At 59.6% G+C, this 23,343-nt stretch carries 21 protein-coding genes and 1 pseudogene; 5 read left to right on the top strand and 17 right to left on the bottom strand.

Going from position 1 to position 23,343, the window contains the following annotated elements; translation table 11 throughout:
* Positions 1-238: 238 nt before the first annotated feature.
* The 4 genes from betA to QOL84_RS21830 all read right to left on the bottom strand — a co-directional run bounded on the left by betA (position 239) and on the right by QOL84_RS21830 (position 4,620).
* A complete protein-coding gene (gene betA / locus QOL84_RS21815) occupies positions 239-1,942 on the bottom strand; it encodes a choline dehydrogenase (RefSeq protein ID WP_283438514.1) in 1,704 nt (567 codons plus the stop codon).
* A 222-nt stretch (positions 1,943-2,164) separates the two neighbouring features.
* Positions 2,165-3,637 carry a betaine-aldehyde dehydrogenase gene (gene betB, locus QOL84_RS21820; RefSeq protein WP_283438515.1) on the bottom strand — a complete coding sequence of 491 codons (1,473 nt, stop codon included), beginning with the start codon at positions 3,635-3,637 and terminating at the stop codon, positions 2,165-2,167.
* Between the two features lie 88 nt (positions 3,638-3,725).
* A complete protein-coding gene (gene betI, locus QOL84_RS21825; RefSeq protein WP_129395849.1) occupies positions 3,726-4,319 on the bottom strand; it encodes a transcriptional regulator BetI in 594 nt (197 codons plus the stop codon).
* Positions 4,320-4,401: 82 nt separating this feature from the next.
* A complete protein-coding gene (locus QOL84_RS21830; protein ID WP_283438516.1) occupies positions 4,402-4,620 on the bottom strand; it encodes a hypothetical protein in 219 nt (72 codons plus the stop codon).
* Between the two features lie 126 nt (positions 4,621-4,746).
* On the opposite strand from QOL84_RS21830, the gene betT reads away from it, so the two are divergent.
* On the top strand, positions 4,747-6,744 hold the full coding sequence (gene betT / locus QOL84_RS21835) for a choline BCCT transporter BetT (RefSeq protein ID WP_129395847.1): 1,998 nt from the start codon (positions 4,747-4,749) through the stop codon (positions 6,742-6,744).
* Positions 6,745-6,931: 187 nt separating this feature from the next.
* Here the strand turns inward: betT and choV are convergent, their stop codons facing one another.
* From choV to QOL84_RS21850, 3 genes are all read right to left on the bottom strand, one after another.
* Positions 6,932-8,110, bottom strand: coding sequence for a choline ABC transporter ATP-binding protein (choV, locus tag QOL84_RS21840; RefSeq protein ID WP_283438517.1), 1,179 nt, complete (start codon positions 8,108-8,110; stop codon positions 6,932-6,934).
* Positions 8,107-8,952, bottom strand: coding sequence for a choline ABC transporter permease subunit (gene choW / locus QOL84_RS21845; RefSeq protein ID WP_007962645.1), 846 nt, complete (start codon positions 8,950-8,952; stop codon positions 8,107-8,109). Before choW ends, choV begins: the two co-directional genes overlap by 4 nt.
* 66 nt (positions 8,953-9,018) lie before the next feature.
* Positions 9,019-9,966 (bottom strand): choline ABC transporter substrate-binding protein, encoded by a 948-nt coding sequence (locus QOL84_RS21850; protein WP_129395845.1) that lies wholly within the window; start codon positions 9,964-9,966, stop codon positions 9,019-9,021.
* 437 nt (positions 9,967-10,403) lie between these two features.
* Here QOL84_RS21850 and QOL84_RS21855 point away from each other — a divergent pair, with 437 nt between their 5' ends.
* Positions 10,404-11,780: an L-serine ammonia-lyase gene (locus QOL84_RS21855; RefSeq protein ID WP_129395844.1), complete on the top strand. Its 1,377-nt coding sequence runs from the start codon at positions 10,404-10,406 to the stop codon at positions 11,778-11,780.
* Positions 11,781-12,294: 514 nt separating this feature from the next.
* Complete coding sequence (gbdR, locus tag QOL84_RS21860) at positions 12,295-13,398, top strand: choline metabolism transcriptional regulator GbdR (protein WP_007949927.1); 1,104 nt, start codon at positions 12,295-12,297, stop codon at positions 13,396-13,398.
* A gap of 172 nt (positions 13,399-13,570) precedes the next feature.
* On the opposite strand, the gene QOL84_RS21865 is transcribed toward gbdR, so the two are convergent.
* From QOL84_RS21865 to QOL84_RS21890, 6 genes are all read right to left on the bottom strand, one after another.
* A complete protein-coding gene (locus tag QOL84_RS21865; RefSeq protein ID WP_016983943.1) occupies positions 13,571-13,834 on the bottom strand; it encodes a hypothetical protein in 264 nt (87 codons plus the stop codon).
* Between the two features lie 346 nt (positions 13,835-14,180).
* The gene (locus QOL84_RS21870; RefSeq protein ID WP_283438518.1) at positions 14,181-15,344 is read right to left on the bottom strand and encodes a gamma-butyrobetaine dioxygenase; all 1,164 of its coding nucleotides are present in this window, start codon (positions 15,342-15,344) and stop codon (positions 14,181-14,183) included.
* 24 nt (positions 15,345-15,368) lie between these two features.
* Entirely contained in the window at positions 15,369-15,845 is a 477-nt protein-coding gene (locus QOL84_RS21875; RefSeq protein WP_283438519.1) for a thioesterase family protein, read from the bottom strand.
* A gap of 340 nt (positions 15,846-16,185) precedes the next feature.
* Positions 16,186-17,151 carry an L-carnitine dehydrogenase gene (locus QOL84_RS21880; protein ID WP_283438520.1) on the bottom strand — a complete coding sequence of 322 codons (966 nt, stop codon included), beginning with the start codon at positions 17,149-17,151 and terminating at the stop codon, positions 16,186-16,188.
* Between the two features lie 157 nt (positions 17,152-17,308).
* Positions 17,309-18,196, bottom strand: coding sequence for a 3-dehydrocarnitine:acetyl-CoA trimethylamine transferase CdhC (gene cdhC, locus QOL84_RS21885; protein WP_129395840.1), 888 nt, complete (start codon positions 18,194-18,196; stop codon positions 17,309-17,311).
* A gap of 121 nt (positions 18,197-18,317) precedes the next feature.
* Positions 18,318-19,262 carry a choline ABC transporter substrate-binding protein gene (locus tag QOL84_RS21890; RefSeq protein ID WP_158833432.1) on the bottom strand — a complete coding sequence of 315 codons (945 nt, stop codon included), beginning with the start codon at positions 19,260-19,262 and terminating at the stop codon, positions 18,318-18,320.
* A gap of 192 nt (positions 19,263-19,454) precedes the next feature.
* Here QOL84_RS21890 and QOL84_RS21895 point away from each other — a divergent pair, with 192 nt between their 5' ends.
* The gene (locus QOL84_RS21895; protein WP_283438521.1) at positions 19,455-20,399 is read left to right on the top strand and encodes a GlxA family transcriptional regulator; all 945 of its coding nucleotides are present in this window, start codon (positions 19,455-19,457) and stop codon (positions 20,397-20,399) included.
* Positions 20,400-20,536: 137 nt separating this feature from the next.
* Here the strand turns inward: QOL84_RS21895 and QOL84_RS21900 are convergent, their stop codons facing one another.
* The 4 genes and pseudogenes from QOL84_RS21900 to QOL84_RS21915 form a co-directional block, all read right to left on the bottom strand.
* Positions 20,537-20,953: a DUF3010 family protein gene (locus QOL84_RS21900; RefSeq protein WP_053124561.1), complete on the bottom strand. Its 417-nt coding sequence runs from the start codon at positions 20,951-20,953 to the stop codon at positions 20,537-20,539.
* Between the two features lie 29 nt (positions 20,954-20,982).
* A complete protein-coding gene (locus tag QOL84_RS21905; RefSeq protein WP_122596526.1) occupies positions 20,983-21,306 on the bottom strand; it encodes a helix-turn-helix domain-containing protein in 324 nt (107 codons plus the stop codon).
* Positions 21,290-21,418: pseudogene (locus tag QOL84_RS21910) on the bottom strand (type II toxin-antitoxin system RelE family toxin); the annotation flags it as partial. The gene QOL84_RS21905 and the pseudogene QOL84_RS21910, both read right to left, overlap by 17 nt.
* A 224-nt stretch (positions 21,419-21,642) precedes the next feature.
* Positions 21,643-22,044, bottom strand: a complete 402-nt coding sequence (locus QOL84_RS21915) for a lysozyme inhibitor LprI family protein (protein ID WP_283438522.1) — start codon at positions 22,042-22,044, stop codon at positions 21,643-21,645.
* A 234-nt stretch (positions 22,045-22,278) separates the two neighbouring features.
* On the opposite strand from QOL84_RS21915, the gene QOL84_RS21920 reads away from it, so the two are divergent.
* Positions 22,279-23,256: a dipeptidase gene (locus QOL84_RS21920; RefSeq protein ID WP_027610650.1), complete on the top strand. Its 978-nt coding sequence runs from the start codon at positions 22,279-22,281 to the stop codon at positions 23,254-23,256.
* Positions 23,257-23,343 lie beyond the last annotated feature (87 nt).

The following is a 23,343-nucleotide window of genomic DNA, read 5'->3' on the forward strand; positions in this document are numbered from 1 at the left end:
GGGGGAAGCGGTCGAGCGACGGCGGGGAGGGGGTGAAACGGTTGCGCGAGGTCTAGAGTAGGCCTGCGTGGGGGTAGGATCAAGTGAAGAGGGGGTGTAGGAGGATTTACTGTGCGAGGCAGGAGATCGTTCCCACGCTCTGCGTGGGAACGCCGCCATGGACGCTCTGCGTCCGCTGTGTGACGCAGAGCGTCACGGGATGCATTCCCACGCGGAGCGTGGGAACGATCACTTCAACTTACTGAGCAGCCGGGGTGATATCACGCATCGGCTTGCCTTTGACCGGCGCATCGCCCGCGACGTAGTACGGCGCGGTGCTGCGTGGCAGCGGTTGACGGCCACGGATCTTGTCGGCGATTTTCTCGGCGATCATGATCGTCGGCGCGTTCAGGTTGCCGGTGGTGATGATCGGCATGATCGAAGCATCGACCACACGCAGGCTCTGCATGCCGTGCACGCGACCTTCGCCATCAACCACAGCCATCTCGTCGGTGCCCATCTTGCACGAGCAGGACGGGTGGAACGCGGTTTCGGCGTGCTCGCGGATGAACTTGTCCAGTTGCTCATCGGTTTGCACTTCGATGCCCGGGCTGATTTCGCGGCCACGGAAAGCGTCCAGTGCCGGCTGTTGCATGATTTCTCGGGTCAGGCGGATGCCGTCGCGGAATTCCTGCCAGTCTTGCTCGGTAGCCATGTAGTTGAAGAGGATGCTCGGATACTCGCGCGGATCCTTCGACTTGGCCTGGATGCGACCACGGCTCGGCGAACGCATGGAACCCATGTGCGCCTGGAAACCGTGCTCTTTCACACCGTTGCTGCCGTTGTAGTTAATCGCCACCGGCAAGAAGTGGTACTGAATGTTCGGCCATTCGAACTCCGGACGCGAACGGATGAAACCGCCGGCTTCGAACTGGTTGCTGGCGCCGATGCCGGTGCCGTTGAACAACCACTCGGCACCGATGGCCGGCTGGTTGTACCAGAGCAGCGACGGGTACAGCGAAACTGGCTGGGTGCAGGCGTATTGCAGGTACAGCTCAAGGTGATCCTGCAGGTTTTCACCGACGCCCGGCAGATCGTGAACGACCGGAATGTCGAGCGAGTTCAGCAGTTCGGCAGGGCCGACACCGGAGCGCTGCAGAATCTGCGGCGAAGCGATGGCGCCGGAGCACAGCAGGACTTCCTTGCGTGCTTTGACTTCGACGCGCTCTTCAGCGGCGCCGATCAGGTAACGCACGCCAACGGCACGCTTGCCTTCAAACAGAATCTTGTCGGTCAGGGCGTGGGTGACGATGGTCAGGGCCGAACGCTTTTTAGCGGTGTCGAGGTAACCACGGGCGGTGGAAGCACGACGGCCTTTCGGCGTGACGGTGCGATCCATCGGGCCGAAGCCTTCCTGCTGGTAACCGTTCAAGTCTTCGGTGCGCGGGTAACCGGCCTGTACACCAGCTTCAACCATGGCGTGGAACAGCGGGTTGTTGCCAGCCTTCGGCGTGGTCACGCTGACCGGGCCTTCGCCACCGTGGTAGTCGTTCGGGCCGATGTCACGGGTTTCGGCTTTGCGGAAGTACGGCAGGCAGTCGAGATACGACCAGTTTTCCAGCCCCGGCAGTTTCGCCCAGCCGTCGTAGTCCATCGCGTTACCGCGGATGTAGCACATGCCGTTGATCAGCGAAGAACCGCCGAGGCCTTTGCCGCGACCGCATTCCATCCGGCGACCGTCCATGTGTGGCTCGGCGTCGGTTTCGTAAGCCCAGTTGTAGCGACGACCTTGCAGCGGGAACGCCAGTGCAGCCGGCATTTGCGTGCGGAAGTCGAAACGGTAGTCAGGGCCGCCTGCTTCGAGCAGCAGAACGGTGACGCCGGCGTCTTCAGTCAGACGGGTCGCCAGAGTGTTACCGGCCGAGCCGGCACCGATGATGATGTAATCGAATTCTTGGGACATTGAATGCACCCTCTTTGAAGTTGGTCAGGTCAACTGTGACCGCGCACCTGTGGCGAGGGGATTTATCCCCGTTCGGCTGCGCAGCAGTCGCAGAGTCAGCGACTGGGTTCTGTCTGGAGAATGGCAGTGTCTGGAGGGGGGCTGCTTTGCAGCCCAGCGGGGCGGTGCGACGTTTCGCTGAATCCCCTCGCCACATAGGCCCCATCCAGACTCTGCGTCAGATCAGAACACCGAAACGTAATCGCCCAGCTCGACCTGTACCGATTTGATGCGGGTGAAGTTGTTCAGCGAGCTGATGCCGTTCTCACGGCCGACACCCGACTGCTTGTAACCGCCGACCGGCATTTTTGCGTCAGACTCGCCCCAGGCGTTGATCCAGCAGATACCGGCTTCCAGTTGATGAATCACGCGGTGCGCGCGGTTCAGGTCTTTGGTGACGATACCGGCAGCCAGGCCGAAGTCAGTGTCGTTGGCGCGGCGGATCACTTCTTCTTCGGTTTCGTAAGAGAGGATCGCCATCACCGGGCCAAAGATTTCTTCACGAACGATAGTCATGTCGTCGGTGCAATCGGTGAACACGGTCGGTGCGACGAATGCGCCTTTGGCGAATTCGCCGTCGGTCAGACGGTCGCCGCCGCACAGTACGCGGGCGCCCTCTTCTTTGCCCTTGGCGATGTAGCCCAGCACGCTTTCCATGTGCGCGAAGCTGACCAGTGGGCCGAAGTTGGTGTTTTCGTCTTCCGGGTTGCCGACGCGGATGCGTGCAACGCGCTCAACGATCTTGGCTTCGAAAGCGGCTTTCAGGTGCGCCGGTACGAACACGCGAGTGCCGTTGGTGCAGACCTGACCGGAGCTGTAGAAGTTGGCCATCATCGCGGTGTCGGCAGCGCGATCCAGATCGGCGTCGTCGCAGATGATCAGCGGGGATTTGCCGCCCAGTTCCATGGTCACGTCCTTCAGCGACGAAGCCGAAGCGCTGGCCATTACTTTCTTGCCAGTGTCGGTGCCGCCGGTGAAGGAGATTTTTTCGATGCGCGGGTGCTCGGTCAACCAGGTGCCGACTTCACGGCCGCTGCCGGTCAGGACGTTGAACACGCCGTTTGGCAGACCGGCTTGAGTGAAAATCTCGGCCAGTTTCAGGGTGGTCAGCGAGGTGACTTCGCTTGGCTTGAAGATCATCGCGTTACCGGCCGCCAGGGCTGGCGCGGATTTCCACAGCGCGATCTGGATCGGGTAGTTCCACGCGCCGATGCCGGCAACCACGCCCAGCGGCTCGCGACGGGTGTAGACGAAAGAAGTGTCACGCAGTGGAATCTGCTCGCCTTCGATCGCCGGCACCAGGCCTGCGTAGTATTCCAGCACGTCAGCGCCGGTAACGATGTCGACGTACTTGGTTTCGGAGAAGGATTTACCGGTGTCCAGGGTTTCCAGCGCGGCCAGTTCATCGTTGCGCTCGCGCAGGATGTCGACGGCACGACGCAGGATGCGCGAACGCTCCATGGCGGTCATTGCGGCCCAGATTTTCTGGCCCTTTTCAGCAGCGACCACCGCGCGCTCGACGTCTTCCTTGGTCGCACGTTGCACTTGGGCGAGGACTTCACCGTTCGCCGGGTTGATGGCTTCGAAGGTGGCATCGCTGCCAGCGTCGGAGTACGCGCCATCGATGTAGAGTTTTTGCAGTTCGAAACGGGCCATAGTGTCCTCGCAAGTGCATTAGTGGTTGGCGTTGACCACCGCGGTGAGGCTGCGGTGGCGTTCAGGGGCCGAGCGTTTTCTGTGTGCTCTAGCTCACCTTCTTGGCCAATTGGAAATCCATGTATTCGTAAGCGATCTGTTGCGCCTGCGCCGTGTCGAAAGCGTCTCCCGACAAAGCGCCGCGCAACCACAAGCCGTCGATCAACGCTGCCAGGCCACGCGCTGCGGTGCGCGCATCTTCGAGCGGCAACACACGGCGGAACTCGCAGCACAGGTTGGAATACAGACGGTGATCGTTGATCCGCTGCAACCTGTGCAAAGACGGCTGGTGCATGCTGGTGGCCCAGAAGGCCAGCCAGGTTTTCATTGCCGGGCCATTGACCTGGCTGGCGTCGAAGTTGCCTTCGATGATCACCTGCAGATGCGCCCGTGGGCTGTCATCTGCCAGCGCTTGGCGGCGCAGGGTGACGTTCTCGCTGAGGACGTTCATCAGATACCGCATCGTGGCGGCAATCAGGCCGTTCTTGTCCTGAAAGTAATGACTGATGATGCCATTCGAGACACCGGCCAAACGGGCGATCAGCGCAATGCTGGCGTCCCCCATTCCGACCTGATCGACTGCCTGCAAAGTGGCTTCGATCAGTTGTTGGCGGCGGATGGGTTGCATACCGACCTTGGGCATCTTGCACATCTCCTTAGGCCTTCCGAGCGGCGAATGACGCCTATCGGATTGACGGCCAGTCTATTTTGTTTTGATTGAACGTTCAATCAACAAAGAATAAGATCTGCGACAAATCGTCGCTGCCTACAGATTTTTCCTGCGTGTAAGTGGCGATAAAACCGACATCCGAAAATGCTTGAAACCTGCGTGGGGCATGGCGCGGTTCGCGATTCGATGGACGTGTTGAAAGGGCAAGACGCTCAGGGCCGGGTTTCGGATGAACGTCCGCACCTTCGGCCACGAAAGCGATTCGCAGCGCCATTTCGGCAGGTTCGGGCTTTTTCCGGGATGTCTTTATATCACCCGCCGGTCGGCTGCCAACTAACCGATTGGTCGGGTTCCGTGTTGCCTTGTGTTCTTCTCTCGCACTGCCTGGAGCATTTGTGCCATGAGTTCTGCCTCGCTTATAAAGACCCCGCCCGAGAAGGTGACGGTCAACGGTTGGGTGTTTTACACCTCTACCGCGCTGATTCTGTTGTTGACCGCCATTCTGATTATCGCCCCGCAAGAGGCCGGCAGACTGTTGGGTATCGCTCAGGCCTGGTTGTCGCGCAGCTTCGGCTGGTACTACATGGTGGTGATCGCCGCCTACCTGGTATTTGTCGTCGGCCTGGCGTTTTCCTCGTACGGCAAACTCAAACTGGGCAGCAAGGATGACACCCCGGATTTCAGTTACGGCGCCTGGGCGGGGATGCTGTTCTCGTCGGGTATCGGTATTTCGCTGCTGTACTTCGGCGCGTCCGAGCCGCTGGATCACTACTTCAATCCGCCGGAAGGCGCCTCGGCCACCAACATGGCCGCGCGTCAGGCGGTGCAACTGACGTTCCTGCACTGGGGCCTGCACGGCTGGGCGATCTACGCACTGGTCGGTCTGGCCGTGGCGTACTTTGCTTACCGCCATAACCAGCCGCTGGCACTGCGTTCGGCGCTGTATCCGCTGGTCGGCGAGCGTTGGGTCAAAGGCGCGGCCGGTCACGCGGTAGACGGCTTCGGCATGTTCGTGACCCTGCTGGGTCTGGTGACGAACCTGGGGATCGGTTCGCTGCAAGTGTCGTCGGGCCTGGAAAACCTGTTCGGCATGGAACACAGCAACACTAACCTTTTGATCGTGATCATCGTGATGAGCACCGTGGCGACCATCGCTGCCGTGTCCGGTGTGGAAAACGGCATCCGCCGTCTGTCCAACCTGAACATCGTGCTGTTCAGCGGTCTGCTGATTTTCGTCCTGCTGTTCGGCCCGACCCTGCACCTGCTCAACGGCTTCGTGCAGAACATCGGCGATTACCTCAATGGCATCGTGCTGAAAACCTTCGACCTTTATGTGTACGAAGGCGACAACGCCAAGTCCGAGCGCTGGATGGGCCTGTGGACGCTGTTCTATTGGGCATGGTGGATTTCCTGGGCACCATTCGTAGGCATGTTCATCGCGCGTATTTCCCGTGGTCGTACGGTGCGTGAACTGGTCGCCGGCGTGCTGCTGATTCCACTGGGCTTCACTTTGGCCTGGCTGTCGATCTTCGGTAACTCGGCGCTGGACCTAGTGATGAACCATGGGGCGGTGGAGCTCGGCAAGACGGCGCTGGAACAGCCGTCGATGGCGATCTATCAGTTGCTTGAACATTACCCGGCGTCGAAAGTCGTTATCGGTGTGTCGATCTTCGTTGGCTTCGTGCTGTTCCTGACCCCGGCCGACTCCGGCGCGGTAATGATGGCGAATCTGTCCTGCAAGGGCGGCAATGTCGATGAAGATGCACCGCACTGGCTGCGGATTTTCTGGTCGGCAGTGATCACTCTGGTGACCATCGGCCTGTTGTTCGCCGGTAACTTCGAAGCCATGCAAACCATGGTGGTGCTGGCCGGTCTGCCGTTCTCGGTGGTGCTGGTGTTCTTCATGTTCGGCCTGCACAAGGCGATGCGCCAGGACGTGCAGATCGAACAGGAGCAAGCGCAACTGGCGGAGCGCGGTCGTCGCGGTTTCAGCGAGCGTCTGACGCAACTGGACCTGCAACCGAGCCAATCGGTGGTGCAGCGTTTCATGGACAAGCAGGTCAGCCCGGCGCTGGAAGATGCCACCGCGCAGATGCGTGCGCAGGGTCTGACAGTGCAGACGCTGTTGGGTAAATCCAAGCGCTGCATGGGCGTGCGCGTAGAGATGGAAGAGGGCAACCCTTTCGTCTACGAAGTCAGCCTGGACGGCTATCTGGCGACCCCGACCGAATCGGCCCAGTCCGATGAAGCGCGCCAGCGTTACTACCGTGCTGAAGTGTATTTGCACAACGGCAGCCAGGATTACGACCTGATGGGTTTCACGCAGGATCAGATCACGCGGGATGTGCTCGATCAGTTTGAAAGCCATCGGCAGCTCCTTGGCCGGGTGTATAGCTAAACCGCTAAAACAAAAGGGGCTCGATTGAGCCCCTTTTGCGTGATCGTTCCCACGCTCTGCGTGGGAATGTCTCAATGGACGCTCTGCGTCCGCTGTTGTGGGACGCGGAGCGTCCCGGGCTGCATTCCCACGCAGAGCGTGGGAACGATCAGGGATCGCTCACCGCGATCCCTTTTTTTATCCCGCCTTAACCGAGGTTCTTGCCCAGCAACGCGTGATACAACTCACTGTCGCCCAGGATCCCCACCACATGATTGTTATCGTGCAGCACCAGCTTGTTGCCAGTCTGATAACGAATCTGCAACGCATCGCGCATGCCGATGTTCGAGTCCACCAGCGTCGGTTTACGCTCCAGGCCTTCAACCGCTTGCCCCGGCGCCCAGTTCTGCAGGTTCAGCACTGAACCATTCTGCCGCGCACCCTTGATGGTGTTGCCTTCAGCCAGATCCAGCCACGAATCACCGCCCGGATCGAGGCACACCGAGCCGTTGATGCGTTTGCAGTTGTCCAGCGTGCGCATCAGGCTGCGCCCGCACAGCACGTTGAGCGGATTGGTGTGCGCCACGAAGGTCCGCACATAGTCGTCCGCCGGGTTCAGCACGATCTCTTCCGGCACGCTGTACTGGATGATCCGGCCATCCTTCATGATCGCGATGCGGCTGCCGAGTTTCAGTGCTTCATCAAGGTCGTGACTCACGAACACGATGGTCTTGCTCAGCTTGCGTTGCAGCTCCAACAGTTCATCTTGCAGACCCTGACGGATCAACGGGTCGAGGGCCGAGAACGGTTCGTCCATCAGCAAAATATCGGCGTCCATCGCCAGCGCGCGCGCCAGACCGACACGTTGCTGCATACCGCCAGAGAGTTCGTCAGGCTTCTTGTTGCGCCATTGCGTCAGGCCGACCAGTTCGAGCTTGTCATCGACCAGCTTGCGGCGTTCCTTCTCCGGGCGGCCCTGCATTTCCAGACCGAAACTGATGTTCTCGCGCACCGTCAGCCACGGCATCAGGGCGAACTTCTGGAAGACCATGGCGATGCGTTTGGTGCGCATCATTTTCAGTTCGGCCGGGGTGCAGGAGGCGATGTCGATCTGCTTGCCTTCATGCTCGACGAACAGCTTGCCGCGGCTCACGGTGTTGAGGCCGTTGATGCAGCGCAGCAGGCTCGACTTGCCCGAACCGGACAGGCCCATCAGCACGCAGATTTCGCCCTTGTTGACGTCCAGCGTGGCTTTTTCCACACCGACGATCTGCCCGGTTTTCTTGAGGATCTCGTTGCGGGTCATGCCCTGATCGAGCAGCTTGAGCGCTTCGCGTGGATCCTTGGAGAAGATTACGTCTACGTCTTCGAAGCGAATTATGCTCATGCGTCACCCCCTACTTTGGCGTCGGGTTGTTTGCAGATACGGTCGAGCATGATCGCCAGCAGTACGATCGCCAGGCCCGCTTCGAAGCCCAGGGCGATATCAGCAGTGTTCAGTGCGTTGACCACCGGTTTGCCGAGTCCGTCGGCGCCGACCAGTGCCGCAATCACCACCATCGACAGCGACAGCATGATGCACTGGGTGATGCCGGCCGCGATGCTCGGCATGGCGTGAGGCAGTTCGATCCGTGAGAGCAATTGGCGACGCGAGCAGCCGAAGGCCTTGCCGGCGTCCATCAGTTCTTGCGGGACATCGCGGATGCCCAGGTAGGTCAGGCGGATCGGCGCAGCGATGGCGAACACCACCGTGGAGATCAGGCCCGGCACCACACCCAGCCCGAAGAGGGTCAGGGTAGGAATGAGGTAAACGAAGGTCGGTACGGTCTGCATCAGATCGAGTACCGGACGCATTAACGTGTAGAACATCGGTTTGTGCGCGGCGACGATGCCCAACGGCACGCCGATGACCACGCAGACCAGGGTCGCGAACATGACCTGGGCGAGGGTTTCCATGGTTTCCTGCCAGTACCCCAGATTGAGGATCAACAGGAAGGAGGCGATGACGAAAACGGTCAATCCCCATTTGCGCTGGATGAAATGCGCGAGCAGGGCGATGAGGCCGATCAAGACAAAAGGGTTGAACCAGGTGAGCGCAAACGTCACGCCGTGGATCATCGTTTCCAGGGTCACGGCGATTGCGTCGAAAGTGCTGGCGCCGTGTTGCGTCAACCATTCAACGAAGCCCGCGATGTACTGGCCTAGAGGTATTTTCTGATCAATCAGCATGGTAGTGAACGTCCGCATGCAAGGAAATAAACAGCCCGAGGGAGCAAGCTCCCTCGGCATAAGCGATTACTGGGCAATCTTGGCTTTCACGGCCTCAAGGCCTGGTTTACCGTCAATGGTGGTCACGCCAGCGAGCCAGGTATCGAGCACCTGAGGATTCTTTTTCAGCCAGGCCTTGGCGGCCGCGTCGGGCTTCATCTTGTCGTCGAGGATGTTGCCCATCAGTTCGCTTTCCATGTCGACGTTAAACTCCAGGTTCTTCAGCAACTGCCCGACGTTGCTGCATTCCTCGGCGTAACCCTTGCGGGTGTTGGTCGCCACGGTTGCAGCACCGAAATCGGGGCCGAAGAAATCATCGCCACCGGTCAGGTATTGAATCTTGAAGCGCTTGTTCATCGGGTGCGGCGCCCAGCCGAGGAAGACCACGGCGGTGTCGCGTTTCTGCGCGCGGTCAACCTGCGAGAGCATGCCCGCTTCCGACGATTCGACGACTTTGAAACCGGCGGATTTCAGGCCGAAGGCGTCCTTGTCGATCATGCTCTGGATCAGACGGTTGCCGTCGTTGCCAGGCTCGATGCCGTAGATCTTGCCGTCGAGTTCTTTCTTGAATTTGGCGATGTCGGCGAAGTCGTGCAGACCTTTGTCATAAAGGGCTTGCGGCACGGCGAGGGTGTACTTGGCGCCCTTGAGGTTGGTGCGCACGGTTTCCACGGTGCCGGCGTCGCGGTAGGCCTTGATGTCGTTTTCCATGGTCGGCATCCAGTTACCGAGGAACACGTCCATGTTTTTGCCGTCGGCCAGCGACTTGTAGGTCACGGGCACGGAGATCATGGTGGTCTTGGTCTTGTAGCCGAGGGCGTTGAGGACAACCGAGGTGGTCGCGGTGGTGGCGGTGATGTCGGTCCAGCCGACATCGGAGAAGTTAACGGTACTGCACTGCGCCGGTTCTGCAGCTTGCGCCAGTAACGGCAGACTCAGCATGGCGGCCAACAACAACGACGGGGAACCTTTCATGGATGGACTCCTTGGTGTTTTTTTTGGCAGTGTTCCGACTGTGGACCACCGCACTTATAGGTTGCGGTTGGATGGCGTTCTGGAGACAGCTCTACCACGGCGCCTTGCAATCGAGTCATAACGATCATGTACCAGTGAAAATCTGACGCCTACAGGGGGGGTCGTATCCAGTACAGGGATGGTCGTATCTAGTGTCAGTGACGTCGTTTACAGCTTTTTTCTGCCCCGATCAGCCCTCTGAGCCGCACAAAAACGGCGAAAAACCGGGACGAAAACGGCGCGGCGCTGGTGGACATGAGTGCGTCGGTGCCAGACGCCGTGCGTTCCGACAAAAGCCTGATGATGCGGGCATTCCGGCGGATCGCAGCTTGAGCGTAGCAGCTCCGCCAGCGGGCGTTTTTGCGTTCCGGACCGGCATCTTCAGGAGCTCTGCAGCAATGGCTATCAGCGTTTTCGACCTGTTCAAAATCGGCATCGGCCCGTCCAGTTCCCACACCGTCGGGCCGATGCGCGCGGCGGCGTTGTTCGTCGAGTCGCTAAGGGACAAGCATCAACTGGAGCAGGTGCGGCGGATCGAGGTGCAGTTGTTCGGTTCGCTGTCGGCCACCGGTATCGGTCACGGCAGCGATAACGCGGTGATCATGGGCCTGATGGGCGAGTGGCCAGACGCAATCGACCCGGCGCAAATCGGCCCGCGCATTCAGGCGCTGCGCGAAACACACACACTTTTATTGGATGGTCGTTTGTCGGTGCCGTTTGTCTGGGCACGGGACATGCGCCTGATCGATGAAAACCTGCCGTTCCACCCCAATGCGATGACGATCGTTGCCGAGGGCGATCACGGTGAACTGCATCGCGACACCTACTATTCGGTGGGTGGCGGCTTTGTTGTGGATCAGAAGCAGGCGTCCAGCGGTGTCGTTGATCTGGATCGCACTGAATTGCCTTACGACTTTTCCAGCGCGGTCGAGCTGCTGGAGCTGTGCAAAGAGAACAACCTGCGCGTCGCCGAACTGATGCTCGCCAACGAAAAAGTCTGGCGCAGTGAGGAAGAGATTCGCGCCGGCCTCATGAAGCTGTGGCGGGCGATGCAGGATTGCGTCGAACAGGGGCTGAAACATGAGGGCATCCTGCCCGGCGGTTTGAATGTGCGTCGGCGCGCGGCGAAGTTGCACCGCAGTCTGCAGGAGTTGGGCAAGCCCAATGTGATTGGCTCGACGCTGAGCGCGATGGAGTGGGTCAACCTGTTTGCGCTGGCGGTGAATGAAGAGAACGCGGCGGGCGGGCGCATGGTGACGGCGCCGACCAATGGTGCGGCGGGGATCATTCCGGCGGTGTTGCACTATTTTATGAAGTTCAGCGAAGCGGTGACGGACGCCAACGTGGTCGACTACTTCCTGAGTGCGGCGGCGGTGGGGATTCTGTGCAAGAAGAATGCTTCGATCTCGGGTGCCGAAGTCGGCTGTCAGGGTGAAGTCGGTTCGGCGTGCGCAATGGCGGCGGCGGGGCTGGCGGAGATTCTCGGTGCTACGCCGGAGCAGTTGTGCAACGCGGCGGAGATTGGCCTGGAACACAACCTTGGGCTGACCTGCGATCCGGTCGGCGGTCTGGTGCAAGTGCCGTGTATTGAGCGCAATGCGATTGCCGCGGTAAAAGCGATCAACGCGGCGCAGATGGCGCTGCGCGGGGATGGTCAGCACTTTATCTCGCTGGATCGGGTGATTCGCACCATGCGCGATACCGGGGCCGACATGCATGACAAATATAAAGAGACCTCGCGCGGTGGCCTCGCGGTCAGCGCTGTGGAGTGCTGAGACCGCATCGGCCCAATCGCGAGCAGGCTCACTCCTACAGGGGAACGCATTCCAAATGTAGGAGTGAGCCTGCTCGCGATAGCGCTAGACCAGTCAAAACTGCGCGCTAAGTGAACACGGTCAATAAACCACGCCACCTTTTAGCGCGTCGCAATCAGATAAGAGTCTTTCCCAGCTGTTACACGCGCCCAGCCCTCCTACCGTCTGTCACCCGTGCTTGCGGTGACACTCCCCGCAAACCGCGCGCACGCCAGTTCCCACAAGTGCTACCGATTTGCTCACAGCCACCTGAACCGCGCTTTCCCCGTCGCTGATGGCACTTCGAAATACCTTTCGTCGGACGGCTCGTATAGACGCGTCGCGACGTCGTTTTCAGGAGTTATTGAACGGCCATCCAATTTTAGGCATGGCAATTGCTCTGTCATAACAAAGCCCGTCTCCCACGCGAGAACGCTGGCAATAACAAGAGCCTCCGCCTGAGGCCATCACCCGCTTTGTGTGAGGAGATACCGCGATGACGTCGTTCAACTCCGGGGCCCAACCCCAGAACCGTGCGCCTCAATCCATCGGCTTTCTGCTGCTGGACAATTTCACGCTGATTTCTCTGGCCTCCGCAGTAGAACCCCTGCGCATGGCCAACCAATTGTCCGGTCGCGAGCTGTATCGCTGGAGCACCCTCACCGTCGATGGCGGCCAGGTGTGGGCCAGTGACGGTCTGCAAATCACTCCCGACGCTTCCATGCACAAAGCCCCGCCACTGGACACCGTGATCGTCTGTGGCGGCATCGGCATTCAACGCACCGTCACCCGTGAGCACGTCTCGTGGCTGCAAAGTCAGGCGCGTCAGTCCAAGCGTCTCGGCGCCGTGTGCACCGGCAGTTGGGCACTGGCCTGCGCCGGGTTGCTCGACGGTTTCGATTGCAGCGTGCACTGGGAATGTCTCGCGGCGATGCAGGAAGCTTTCCCGCGCGTGGCCATGAGCACGCGTCTGTTCACCCTTGACCGTAACCGTTTCACCAGCTCTGGCGGCACCGCGCCGCTGGACATGATGCTGCACCTGATCAGCCGCGATCACGGCCGTGAACTGTCCGCCGCGATCTCGGAAATGTTCGTCTACGAGCGCATCCGCAACGAGCAGGATCACCAGCGCGTGCCGCTCAAGCACATGCTCGGCACCAACCAGCCGAAACTGCAGGAAATCGTCGCGCTGATGGAAGCCAATCTGGAAGAGCCGATCGACCTGGATGAATTGGCGGTATACGTCGCCGTGTCGCGTCGACAGCTGGAGCGGTTGTTCCAGAAATATTTGCACTGCTCGCCGTCGCGCTACTACTTGAAGCTGCGCCTGATCCGCGCCCGGCAACTGCTCAAGCAGACGCCGATGTCGATCATCGAAGTGGCGTCGGTGTGTGGTTTCGTCTCCACGCCGCACTTCTCCAAGTGCTACCGCGAGTACTTCGGCATTCCGCCGCGTGACGAGCGCGTAGGCTCCAACACCACCCAGCAAGTGGCGATGCTGCCGCTACCGCAGGCGATCGTGATGTCGCCGCTGTCGGGGCCGATGTCGGCGTTGAGTCAGGCGCGCAATGAGTCGACGTTTGCCAGCGTAAGGCTGTAAGGCAAAAGATAAGGATCGTTCCCACGCTCTGCGTGGGAACGCAGCCCGGGACGCTCTGCGTCCCAAAAGGCCGAACGCGGAGCGTCCGTTGAGGCATTCCCACGCAGAGCGTGGGAACGATCATGCGTTCCAATGTAGGAGCTGCCGAAGGCTGCGATCTTTTGATCTGCTGTCAGGCGCTATGGCTTTGCTGGTAGTCCGCCAGTGCCGGCAACAGCTGTTTGTCGATCGCCTGCCGCACCGCCGGCTGGATGCTGGCGCCGCTGGTGTACATGTCCTTGACCATCTTGCGCAGTTCAAACGCACGAACATTATCCAGACCGCGCACTGCGCACTCGCAAGCCTGATCGGCGGTCGTGCCACTGGGCACTTGAATACCCAATGCCTTGAGCTGGCCCAACAGATCTTCCTGGTCAATCAAATCGGCGTACATCATCACGCAAATCCTTCTGTGGCAACGGAGGTCTTGGTTCGATTCTGTAAGGCTGGGGCGGGCACGGCAAGAGCGTTTTGTCAGCGTGGCTGGGACGACTATGAACAGGTCGTTTTCGGCTAACTCGATAGAAAGGGGAGTGGGCACACTGGTCTCAGCTCGCTTCACGACGGTTTGGTCACCCTCGCACGGCAGCTCCTCAACAGTACCCTCTGCCCCGATCTTGTCACGGCTTGCATCGGGGATTTTTTTGGACTGGTGAAAAGCAAAAGATCGCAGCCTTCGGCAGCTCCTACATTGGAATGCGTTTCCCTGTAGGAGCTGCCGAAGGCTGCGATCTTTTTACGGTCTAGCGTTGCAACACCAGAATCCGCGACAACAACTCATCCCGGTCGACATAGCAGCCCTGAAAATGCCGCGCTCCGGTCGCCGGATCAAACGCATTGCGCGCATGCAACGTGCGGCGATTATCAAAGCACCACAGTTCGCCCGCATTGAGCCGCTGCATCAACCGAAACCGTGGCTCACGCGTCATCGCAATAAACCGCCTATACGCCCGATACAACACCGGCATCTGCTCCACCGACGTATCAAACGCCCCGCGCAAAAAGTTCGCCATGCGAATTTCGGCGACTCTGCCCAGAGCGTCCAAGGCGATGATCGGCGCCAGGCAGCGATAGTCGCTATGGCGATCCTTGTTGCGAAACTCCACCGGGATTTCACACAACGCCTGAAACGCCGCCGGGTCTTCACTGCGCAATGCGTCGGCGATCGCAAAGCCATCGACAAAAATACTCTCGCCACCCTCGGCGTTATTCACCAGGCAATGCAGAAATTGCAGGCCCGGTTGCAGCTCGCGAGTCGGCAGGTCGGTATGCAATGGCAGGTTGAAAGCGGTGTAGGCATTGCTGTCGGCATCGGCCTTGGATTGCACGTTGAACAGCACGCCGAAATTGCTTTCACGGATGAACGAAATACGTTGCGCGATGAGCTTCAGCGAACCAGGTTCGGTGGGCACGCCGCGCACTTGCGTCAGACCGATGTCGCGGATGGCGATCATCCATTGCAGCAGGGCGGCGTTGTCGTTCATCAGCGTCGAATAGTCGAAGACCGGCAACTGCAAATCGCTGCGCCACAAATAACTTCTCGGTTTGGCTTCCAGACGTTCGGCGCGGGATTCATCGTCATAAGCATGGGCGCGCAGCCAGCCGGGATCGAAGCGGCTGAGATGGCCGTCTTGCCATTCGATGCGCAGGCAGCCATCTGCATCGATATGTGCAGCTGTAGGTTGGAGCTCTTCGGCGGCATCGACAATCTCGAACACCTGTTCGCGGGTGACGTTGTAAACGCAACGTTCACACGGGCAATTGTCCCGCAGCCAGACGTGGTGAAACGGGCTGGCTCGGCCGTCAGCCCATTCGATGGCAACGCGATCCGCGAAGCTTTGCACGCCGCTTAGCGCGCTGATCAACGGATAAGTACGGAAGTCGGCAACGGCGGTAGCGGTGTTCATGGCGGCTCCTTGCGATTGATGGATTTACCTTGCGGGTGGCAGCGCGATAACGCGGCCGATGTAAGCGGGTGTGGGTAAGTCTTTCTGCTCGGTGGCGATGCTCTGTAGGCGGCTCAAGGTGTCGGCACTGAACGGTGCCGAGCGTGGGCCGGCGAGGTCGACATGCAGCAACATCTGTTCATTGCCGGCCAGTTCCTGCTCTTCTCCAACCTTGTGCAGGCTGTGATAGAGATGCAGACGTTTGCTGTCGTGGCCGATGATTTGCGTACGTACTTCGACTTCGGTATCGAGCTTCACTTCGTGCAGATAGTTGAGGTGCAGTTCTAGGGTGAACAGCGAATTTCCGCTGGCTTCGCGGTTGTTGCTGTCCATGCCGAGGCGGTCCATCAGGGCGTCGGTGGCGTAGCTGAAAATCAGCAGGTAGAAGGCGTCGCGCAGGTGGCCGTTGTAATCGACCCAGTCGGGGATGATTTTGGTCTGGTAGGTGGTGAGGTGCGGCATGATTTGGGTTCCGGCAGTGGGCGGGTCGTTAAGATCAAGAGCTACCCCCTCACCCCAGCCCTCTCCCCCAAGGGGGCGAGGGGGCAAGGGAGCCGATCTTCAAGCGTTTCAAATCCTGAGTTCGGCTCGGTGGTGCAAGTCGGCGTAACTCGAACAATCAACACGGTCAGTCCCCTCTCCCTCAGGGGGCAGAGGGGGAAAGGGAGCAGATCGGGGGCCTTTCAAAACTTGAGTTCGGCTCGGTGGTGCAAGTCGGCGTAACTCGAACAATCAACTCGGTCAGTCCCCTCTCCCTCCGGGAGAGGGTTAGGGTGAGGGCAGCGATGTCATGCCAGGCACTTCACTCGCTGAAACTCATGCCATGCTTTTCCTTGGTGGTCTTCACCGCTTCGAGCACTGCCAGCAAACAGTCATCACGATAGCGTTCCAGCGCCGCAATGCTGTGCCGGCCGAGCTGGTCGCTGGTGCCGTCGACCACGTCATCGATCAACTTGTCAGTCAGCTCCGGTGCCGGCAGATAGGTCCACGGCAACTGCAACGCCGGGCCGAATTGCGACATGAAGTGACGCATGCCGGCATCACCACCCGCCAGCGTATAAGTCAGGAACGTGCCCATGAACGACCAGCGCAAACCCGCGCCAAAACGGATTGCATCGTCGACTTCGCCAGTGGTTGCCACGCCGTCGTTAACCAAATGCAGCGCCTCACGCCACAGTGCTTCGAGCAAGCGATCGGCGATGAACCCCGGCACTTCCTTGCGCACATGCAACGGGCGCATGCCGAGGGACTCGTAGACTTTCATCGCTGCCTGAACGGCTTCCGGCGCGGTGTTTTTGCCACCGACAACTTCGACCAACGGCAATAGATAAACCGGGTTGAACGGGTGACCGACCACGCAGCGTTCCGGGTGCGTCGAACTCTCGTAGAACTCGCTCGGCAGCAGGCCGGATGTACTCGAACCAATCAATGCATCGGGCTTGGCGGCTGCGCTGATTTTGCTGTGCAGATCGAGTTTCAGCTCCAGACGTTCCGGGGCGCTTTCCTGAATGAAATCGGCATCACGCACGCACTCTTCGATGGTCGCGACAAAGCGCAGGCGATCCTGCGAAGCGCCGGGCGCCAAGCCGTTTTTCTCTAGCGCGCCCCAGGCATTGGCGACGCGTTTGCGCAGCGCCGCTTCGGCGCCGGGCGCCGGATCCCAGGCCACGACATCCAGGCCGTGGGCCAGCGCACGGGCTACCCAGCCACTGCCGATGACACCGCTGCCCAATGCTGCGAAGGTTTTGATTTCGGTGATAAAGCTCATGGCGACATTCCTGAAAAGTTCGAAGACCCTGTAGGAGCTGCCGAAGGCTGCGATCTTTTGATCTTGATCTTGAAAAACAAGATCAAAAGATCGCAGCCTTCGGCAGCTCCTACAGGTGAAATGGGGGGCAGTCAGAGCCCCATTTTTGGGCTGAGGGTTAGCCGCGCTGGGTCAGGCCCATTTTCTTGCGGCCTTCGGCAGGCGTAAGCACGCGGGCACCGAGGCGGCTGAGGATCTCGGTGGCGCGCTCGACCAATTGGCCGTTGGTCGCCAGCACACCCTTGTCCAGCCACAGGTTGTCTTCCAGCCCGACACGCACGTTGCCGCCGAGCAACACCGCTTGTGCGGCCATCGGCATCTGCATCCGGCCAATGCCGAACCCGGCCCACACCGCGTCGGCTGGCAAGTTATCGACCATGGCTTTCATCGTGGTGGTATCTGCCGGTGCACCCCACGGGATGCCCAGGCACAACTGGAACAGCGGGTTATCCAGCAAACCCTCCTTGATCAACTGCTTGGCAAACCACAGGTGACCGGTGTCGAAAATCTCCAGCTCGGCTTTCACGCCCAGTTCGGTAATACGTTTGGCGCCCGCACGCAGTTGCGCCGGAGTGGAAACGTAAATAGTGTCGCCATCGCCGAAGTTCAGCGTGCCGCAATCGAGGGTGCAGATTTCCGGCAGCAGTGCTTCGACGTGGGCGAGACGGGTCAGCGGGCCGACCAGATCGGTGTTGGGGCCGAACTCCATCGGGTTCTCGCCAGCACCGATCTCCAGGTCACCGCCCATGCCGGCGGTGAGGTTGACGATGATGTCGACGTCCGCCTCGCGGATGCGCTCCATCACTTCGCGGTACAGCGCCACGTCACGGCTGAACTTGCCGGTCTGCGGATCGCGCACATGGCAGTGCACGACGGTGGCGCCGGCCTTGGCCGCTTCAACGGCTGCCGCAGCGATCTGTTTCGGGGTGACCGGCACGTGCGGGCTCTTGGCGGTCGTGTCGCCAGCACCGGTGAGTGCGCAGGTGATGATGACGTCGTGGTTCATGGTGCGGTTTCCTTCAGGCGTGATGGGTCTGTCCGCAGCCCGTTGCGCGAGCTGCGAAGCTTCGTTCAGTTCCCTCTCCCTCCGGGAGAGGGCTAGGGTGAGGGGCTTTTAAATGAGAGGGTTATTTGCTGGTCAGCTGGAGGTTTTCAGCGGCCGGTTTGCCATCGAAAGTAGTCACACCTTCAAGCCAGCGCTGCTTGTCTTCGGGGTGATCCTTGAGCCATTGCTTGGCTGATTCGAAAGCGTCCTTGTGATCGAGCAGCGGCTGCATCATCCGGCTCTCGTCCTCGGCGGTGAACGTCAGGTTGGTCAGCAGACGGCCAACGTTCGGGCACTGCTCGGCGTATTTCGGCGCAGTGACTGTCCACACGGTGGCCATGCCTTCGTTCGGGCCGAGGGCGTCGTCGCTGCCGGTCAGATAAGTCATCTTCACATTGACGTTCATCGGGTGCGGCGCCCAGCCGAAGAACACTACGGCCTCTTTGCGGCGCACGGCGCGATCGACGGCGGCGAGCATGCCGGCCTCACTGGACTCGACCAACTGGAACTTGCCGAGGCCGAACTGATTCTTGGCGATCATTGCCTTGATCTGCGTGTTGGCGCCCGAGCCCGGCTCGATGCCGTAGATCTTGCCGCCCAGCTCTTTTTCAAACTTGGCGATATCGGCGAAGGTTTTCAGGCCCTTGTCGGCCAGATAGGTCGGCACGGCGAGGGTTGCGCGGGCGTCTTTCAGGCTTGGCGCTTCGAGAACCTTGACCTGATTGGCGTCGACGAACGGCGTGATGGTCTGGGTCATCAGCGGGTTCCAGTACCCGAGGAACAGGTCCAGCCGCTGATCACGTATCCCGGCGAAGATGATTTGCTGGGAGGCGCTGGTTTGTTTGGTGTTGTAGCCGAGGCCGTCGAGCAGGACCTGGGTCATGGCACTGGTGGCGATCACGTCGGTCCAGTTGACCACGCCCATGCGCACGTTCTGGCACGTTGCCGGGTCGGCCGCCATGACGCTGGCGCTCAAGAAAGCGGTACCGCTGAGTGCAAGAACACAGCTGCTGATCAGTCGTTTCATGTCGGGTTCCTCGGCAGGTCGTTTATTGTGAGTTCCGGCATCTGTCGTGCCGGTGATGCAAAGTTACGCAGCAATGCGCCCGTGAAAACGCACTGCGGCGACTGGCATTTGCACTGTAGCGACCTGCACGCTTGAATGCCGCTGGCAAACGGCGTATCAACGAGCCACGCTACCCGCGAATCGAGTGCGCCCATGTCCCAGGATTTCTACTTTCTGCTGATGCCGGGATTCTCCGCCATTGGCTTTATCTCCGCGATCGAACCGCTGCGCGTGGCCAACCGCTTTCGGGGCGAGTTGTACCGTTGGCATGTTTTGAGTGCCGATGGCGGGGCGGTGCTGGCAAGTAACGGCATGTCGGTTAACGCCGATGCAGGGCTGGAACCGCTGAAAAAAGGCGCGACGTTATTGGTGGTGGCCGGGTTTGAACCGTTGAAATTTGCTACCCCGGCGCTGGAGCACTGGCTGCGCCGACTCGATAATGAAGGTGTCACCCTCGGGGCCATCGACTCCGGCAGCTTTGTGCTGGCCGAGGCCGGTCTGCTCGACGGCTATCGTCTGACCATGCACTGGGAAGCCATCGACGCCTTCAAGGAGTCTTATCCACAGCTCAGCGTGACCCAGGAATTATTCGAGATCGACCGTCGGCGCATCACCTCGGCGGGCGGCACCGCGTCCATCGATTTAATGCTCGATCTGATCGCTCAGGCCCACGGTCCGCAACTGGCGATTCAGGTCAGCGAGCAGTTTGTGCTGGGGCGTATTCGTCCGCGTAAAGACCATCAACGCATGGAAGTTGCCACGCGTTACGGCATCAATAACAAGAAACTGGTGCAAGTGATCGGCGAGATGGAGCAGCACAGCGAACCGCCGCTGACCACGCTGCAATTGGCGGAATCGATCAAGGTCACGCGGCGGCAACTGGAGCGGTTGTTTCGACTGCATCTGAACGATACGCCGAGCAATTTCTATCTGCGCCTGCGCCTGGAAAAGGCCCGGCAGCTATTGCGCCAGACCGACATGAGCGTGCTCGAAGTCAGCATCGCCTGCGGCTTCGAGTCTCCGTCGTACTTCACCCGCAGCTACCGCGCAAAATTCGCCCGCTGCCCCCGCGAAGACCGGCGTACCGCCCAGGTCTGAATGGATGTACCCAAAACCAATGTGGGAGCGAGCCTGCTCGCGAAGACGGCGTGTCAGTCAATACAGGATTGACTGATCCACCGCTTTCGCGAGCAGGCTCGCTCCCACATTTGGATCTTCATTTTCTGAAAAAACGGTTACTTCTTCACCAGCGCCGAACACGCCGCCTTATAAGCTTCATGCTGATACTTGTTCAACGTCCCCGGCAGCTCAAAATTATGCTTCTTCGCCTGCGCATTAATCGTCTGCGGCGACAACAACGTCACCTCGCAACCATCGAGCAACTGCAAAATCCCCTCGATCTTGAACGTTGTCGGCCCACCGGCAAACTCACCTTTCTTGCTGCGCTTCTTGATCGCAATCCGGTCAACCGAATTCTCCCGCACAAACGACGCCACCTGCGCTGCGAACAACTTCACGTTTGCTGCCTCGTCATCCTCGTCGAGGGCGATCTTCTTGGTGGCAAGGGGAACGTGGCTCAGGGTCGAACCGTCCAGAGCGGCCACGGCGATAATCGCTTCGCTGCCTTTGATTTCAATGCCGCAGATGTTCATGGGGAATTCCTTGAAGTGAAGAGGGCAGCTTACAGCTCAAGCTGATTGGCGGTGATGCCGAACGCCGACGCAATTTTCTCGCGAGTGGCCTTGCGTGGCTTGGCGACTGTTTCCTGCTGGGCAAACGCCGGTTGGGAAATACCCATGCGTTTAGCGACTTCTTCCTGAGTCAGGTTGAGGTGTTCGCGCCAGGCACGGATCGGTGTTGCCCCATCGACCATCCGGCTGACGACCTCATGGGGAATCAGGTCGGGCTGCATTTTTTGCGCAACGTACTGCGCGTAGGGAATGACGACGAAGGCGGGGTTGCCCTCGGCGTCGTTGATGATTTGGATGTCAGTAGGTGCGTTCATCGCGTTTCTTGACCTCTTGAATACTGACCACTTTGATTGCGCCATCCCAGTCGAACATGACTCGATAATTACCGACACGCAGGCGGTAGGAGTAGTCATGGCCAATCAGTGGGATGCTGTTCATGGAAGAATATAAGTCTTTTATAAGATTCGCGAATCTTTACTTATATTCTCAAGACGACCAATCAAGAACTGTTGTCAGCATATTGCGTGGAAGGCCCGTAGATCGGAGCTTTCACGCAATAGGTGCAGGAGAAGTCGGCATGTGCGGTAAGAAGAGGAGATTCACGAGGCAAATGCAGAAAGCAGTTCCAATTCTCCTTCAAATTCTGAGGACTATTCCTGCCCAATCGACTCCAAAAACTCCGACCGTTCATCACTCATCCGCGCTATGCAGTCATTCTGCGCAATCGTGAAGGCCTTGCTCCCCGCCGTGGCCGGGAACGCTTCCACCGCGCAATCGGCATCCCGTGTCTTCAGCCACTGCTGCTGAGCCGTCTTCATCTTGGCGGTGATGTCCGCCAGTTGCGTGGCGTTTTTGCCGTACGCGGTCTGCATGCGTTCGGTCAGGCTGGCGTAGTTGTCCTTGAGCAGGTCTTCAGCGGTGGTGCGGCTGTAGGTCGAGCATTCCAGGGTCTGGACGTCGTTTTCGACGGCGTCGCACGGGTTGTTGTCGGACTCTTCGGCGGCGTGTACGCCGGTCGCAAGCAGTGCCAAAGCCAGGAAGATCGATTTCATTGTTGTCGCCGCTCTAATCCAGTGGTGTTTCCAAGATGCGCAAGATTCTGGCTCAAGCTTGCGGGCTTGAACAGGTAGCTGATCGGAGCGTCTGGCGACCCTTTGTCGCGGATTGACGCTTTCGGCAATTCCCCTGTCGTTTTTGCACCCGGTCGCCCCGGCACCGAGGCATATGCTGGCCCCAAAGCGCCGGCAGACGATTCGGCGCATGAATCGCCAATAAGGGGACGCCTGATGAGCCCAGCCGAATTACACGCCGACAGCATCGTTATCGACGGTCTGATCATTGCCAAATGGAACCGCGAGCTGTTCGAAGACATGCGCAAGGGCGGTCTGACGGCAGCCAACTGCACGGTGTCGGTGTGGGAAGGCTTTCAGGCGACCGTAAACAATATTGCCGCCAGCCAGAAGCTGATCCGCGAAAACAGCGACCTGGTGATGCCGGTGCGTACCACCGCCGACATCCGTCGCGCCAAGGAACAGGGCAAAACCGGCATCCTCTTCGGCTTCCAGAATGCCCACGCGTTTGAAGACCAGATCGGCTATGTCGAGGTGTTCAAGCAACTCGGCGTCGGCATCGTGCAGATGTGCTACAACACCCAGAATCTGGTCGGCACCGGTTGCTACGAGCGTGACGGCGGCCTGTCGGGTTTCGGTCGCGAGATCGTCGCCGAGATGAACCGCGTTGGCGTCATGTGCGATCTGTCCCACGTCGGTTCCAAGACTTCCGAAGAAGTCATCCTCGAATCGAAAAAACCGGTCTGCTATTCCCACTGCCTGCCGTCGGGCCTCAAAGAGCACCCGCGCAACAAGTCCGATGAAGAGCTGAAGTTCATTGCCGACCATGGCGGTTTTGTCGGCGTGACCATGTTCGCGCCGTTCCTCGCCAAGGGCATCGATTCGACCATCGACGACTACGCCGAAGCGATCGAATACACCATGAACATCGTCGGCGAAGACGCCATCGGCATCGGCACCGACTTCACCCAGGGTCACGGTCAGGACTTCTTCGAATACCTGACCCACGACAAGGGCTACGCCCGCCGTCTGACCAGCTTCGGCAAGATCATCAACCCGCTGGGCATCCGCACCGTCGGCGAGTTCCCGAACCTGACCGAAACCCTGCTCAAGCGCGGCCATTCCGAGCGCGTGGTGCGCAAGATCATGGGCGAGAACTGGGTCAACGTCCTCAAAGACGTCTGGGGCGAGTAACGCTTTCTCAAGACCGCCGCCGATCTGCTCCCTCTCCCTCTGGGAGAGGGCTGGGGTGAGGGCCGCGGCCAACACTGAATCTAAAAT

Origin of the sequence: Pseudomonas helmanticensis (genome assembly GCF_900182985.1) — a bacterium.
GTDB lineage: Bacteria > Pseudomonadota > Gammaproteobacteria > Pseudomonadales > Pseudomonadaceae > Aquipseudomonas > Aquipseudomonas helmanticensis.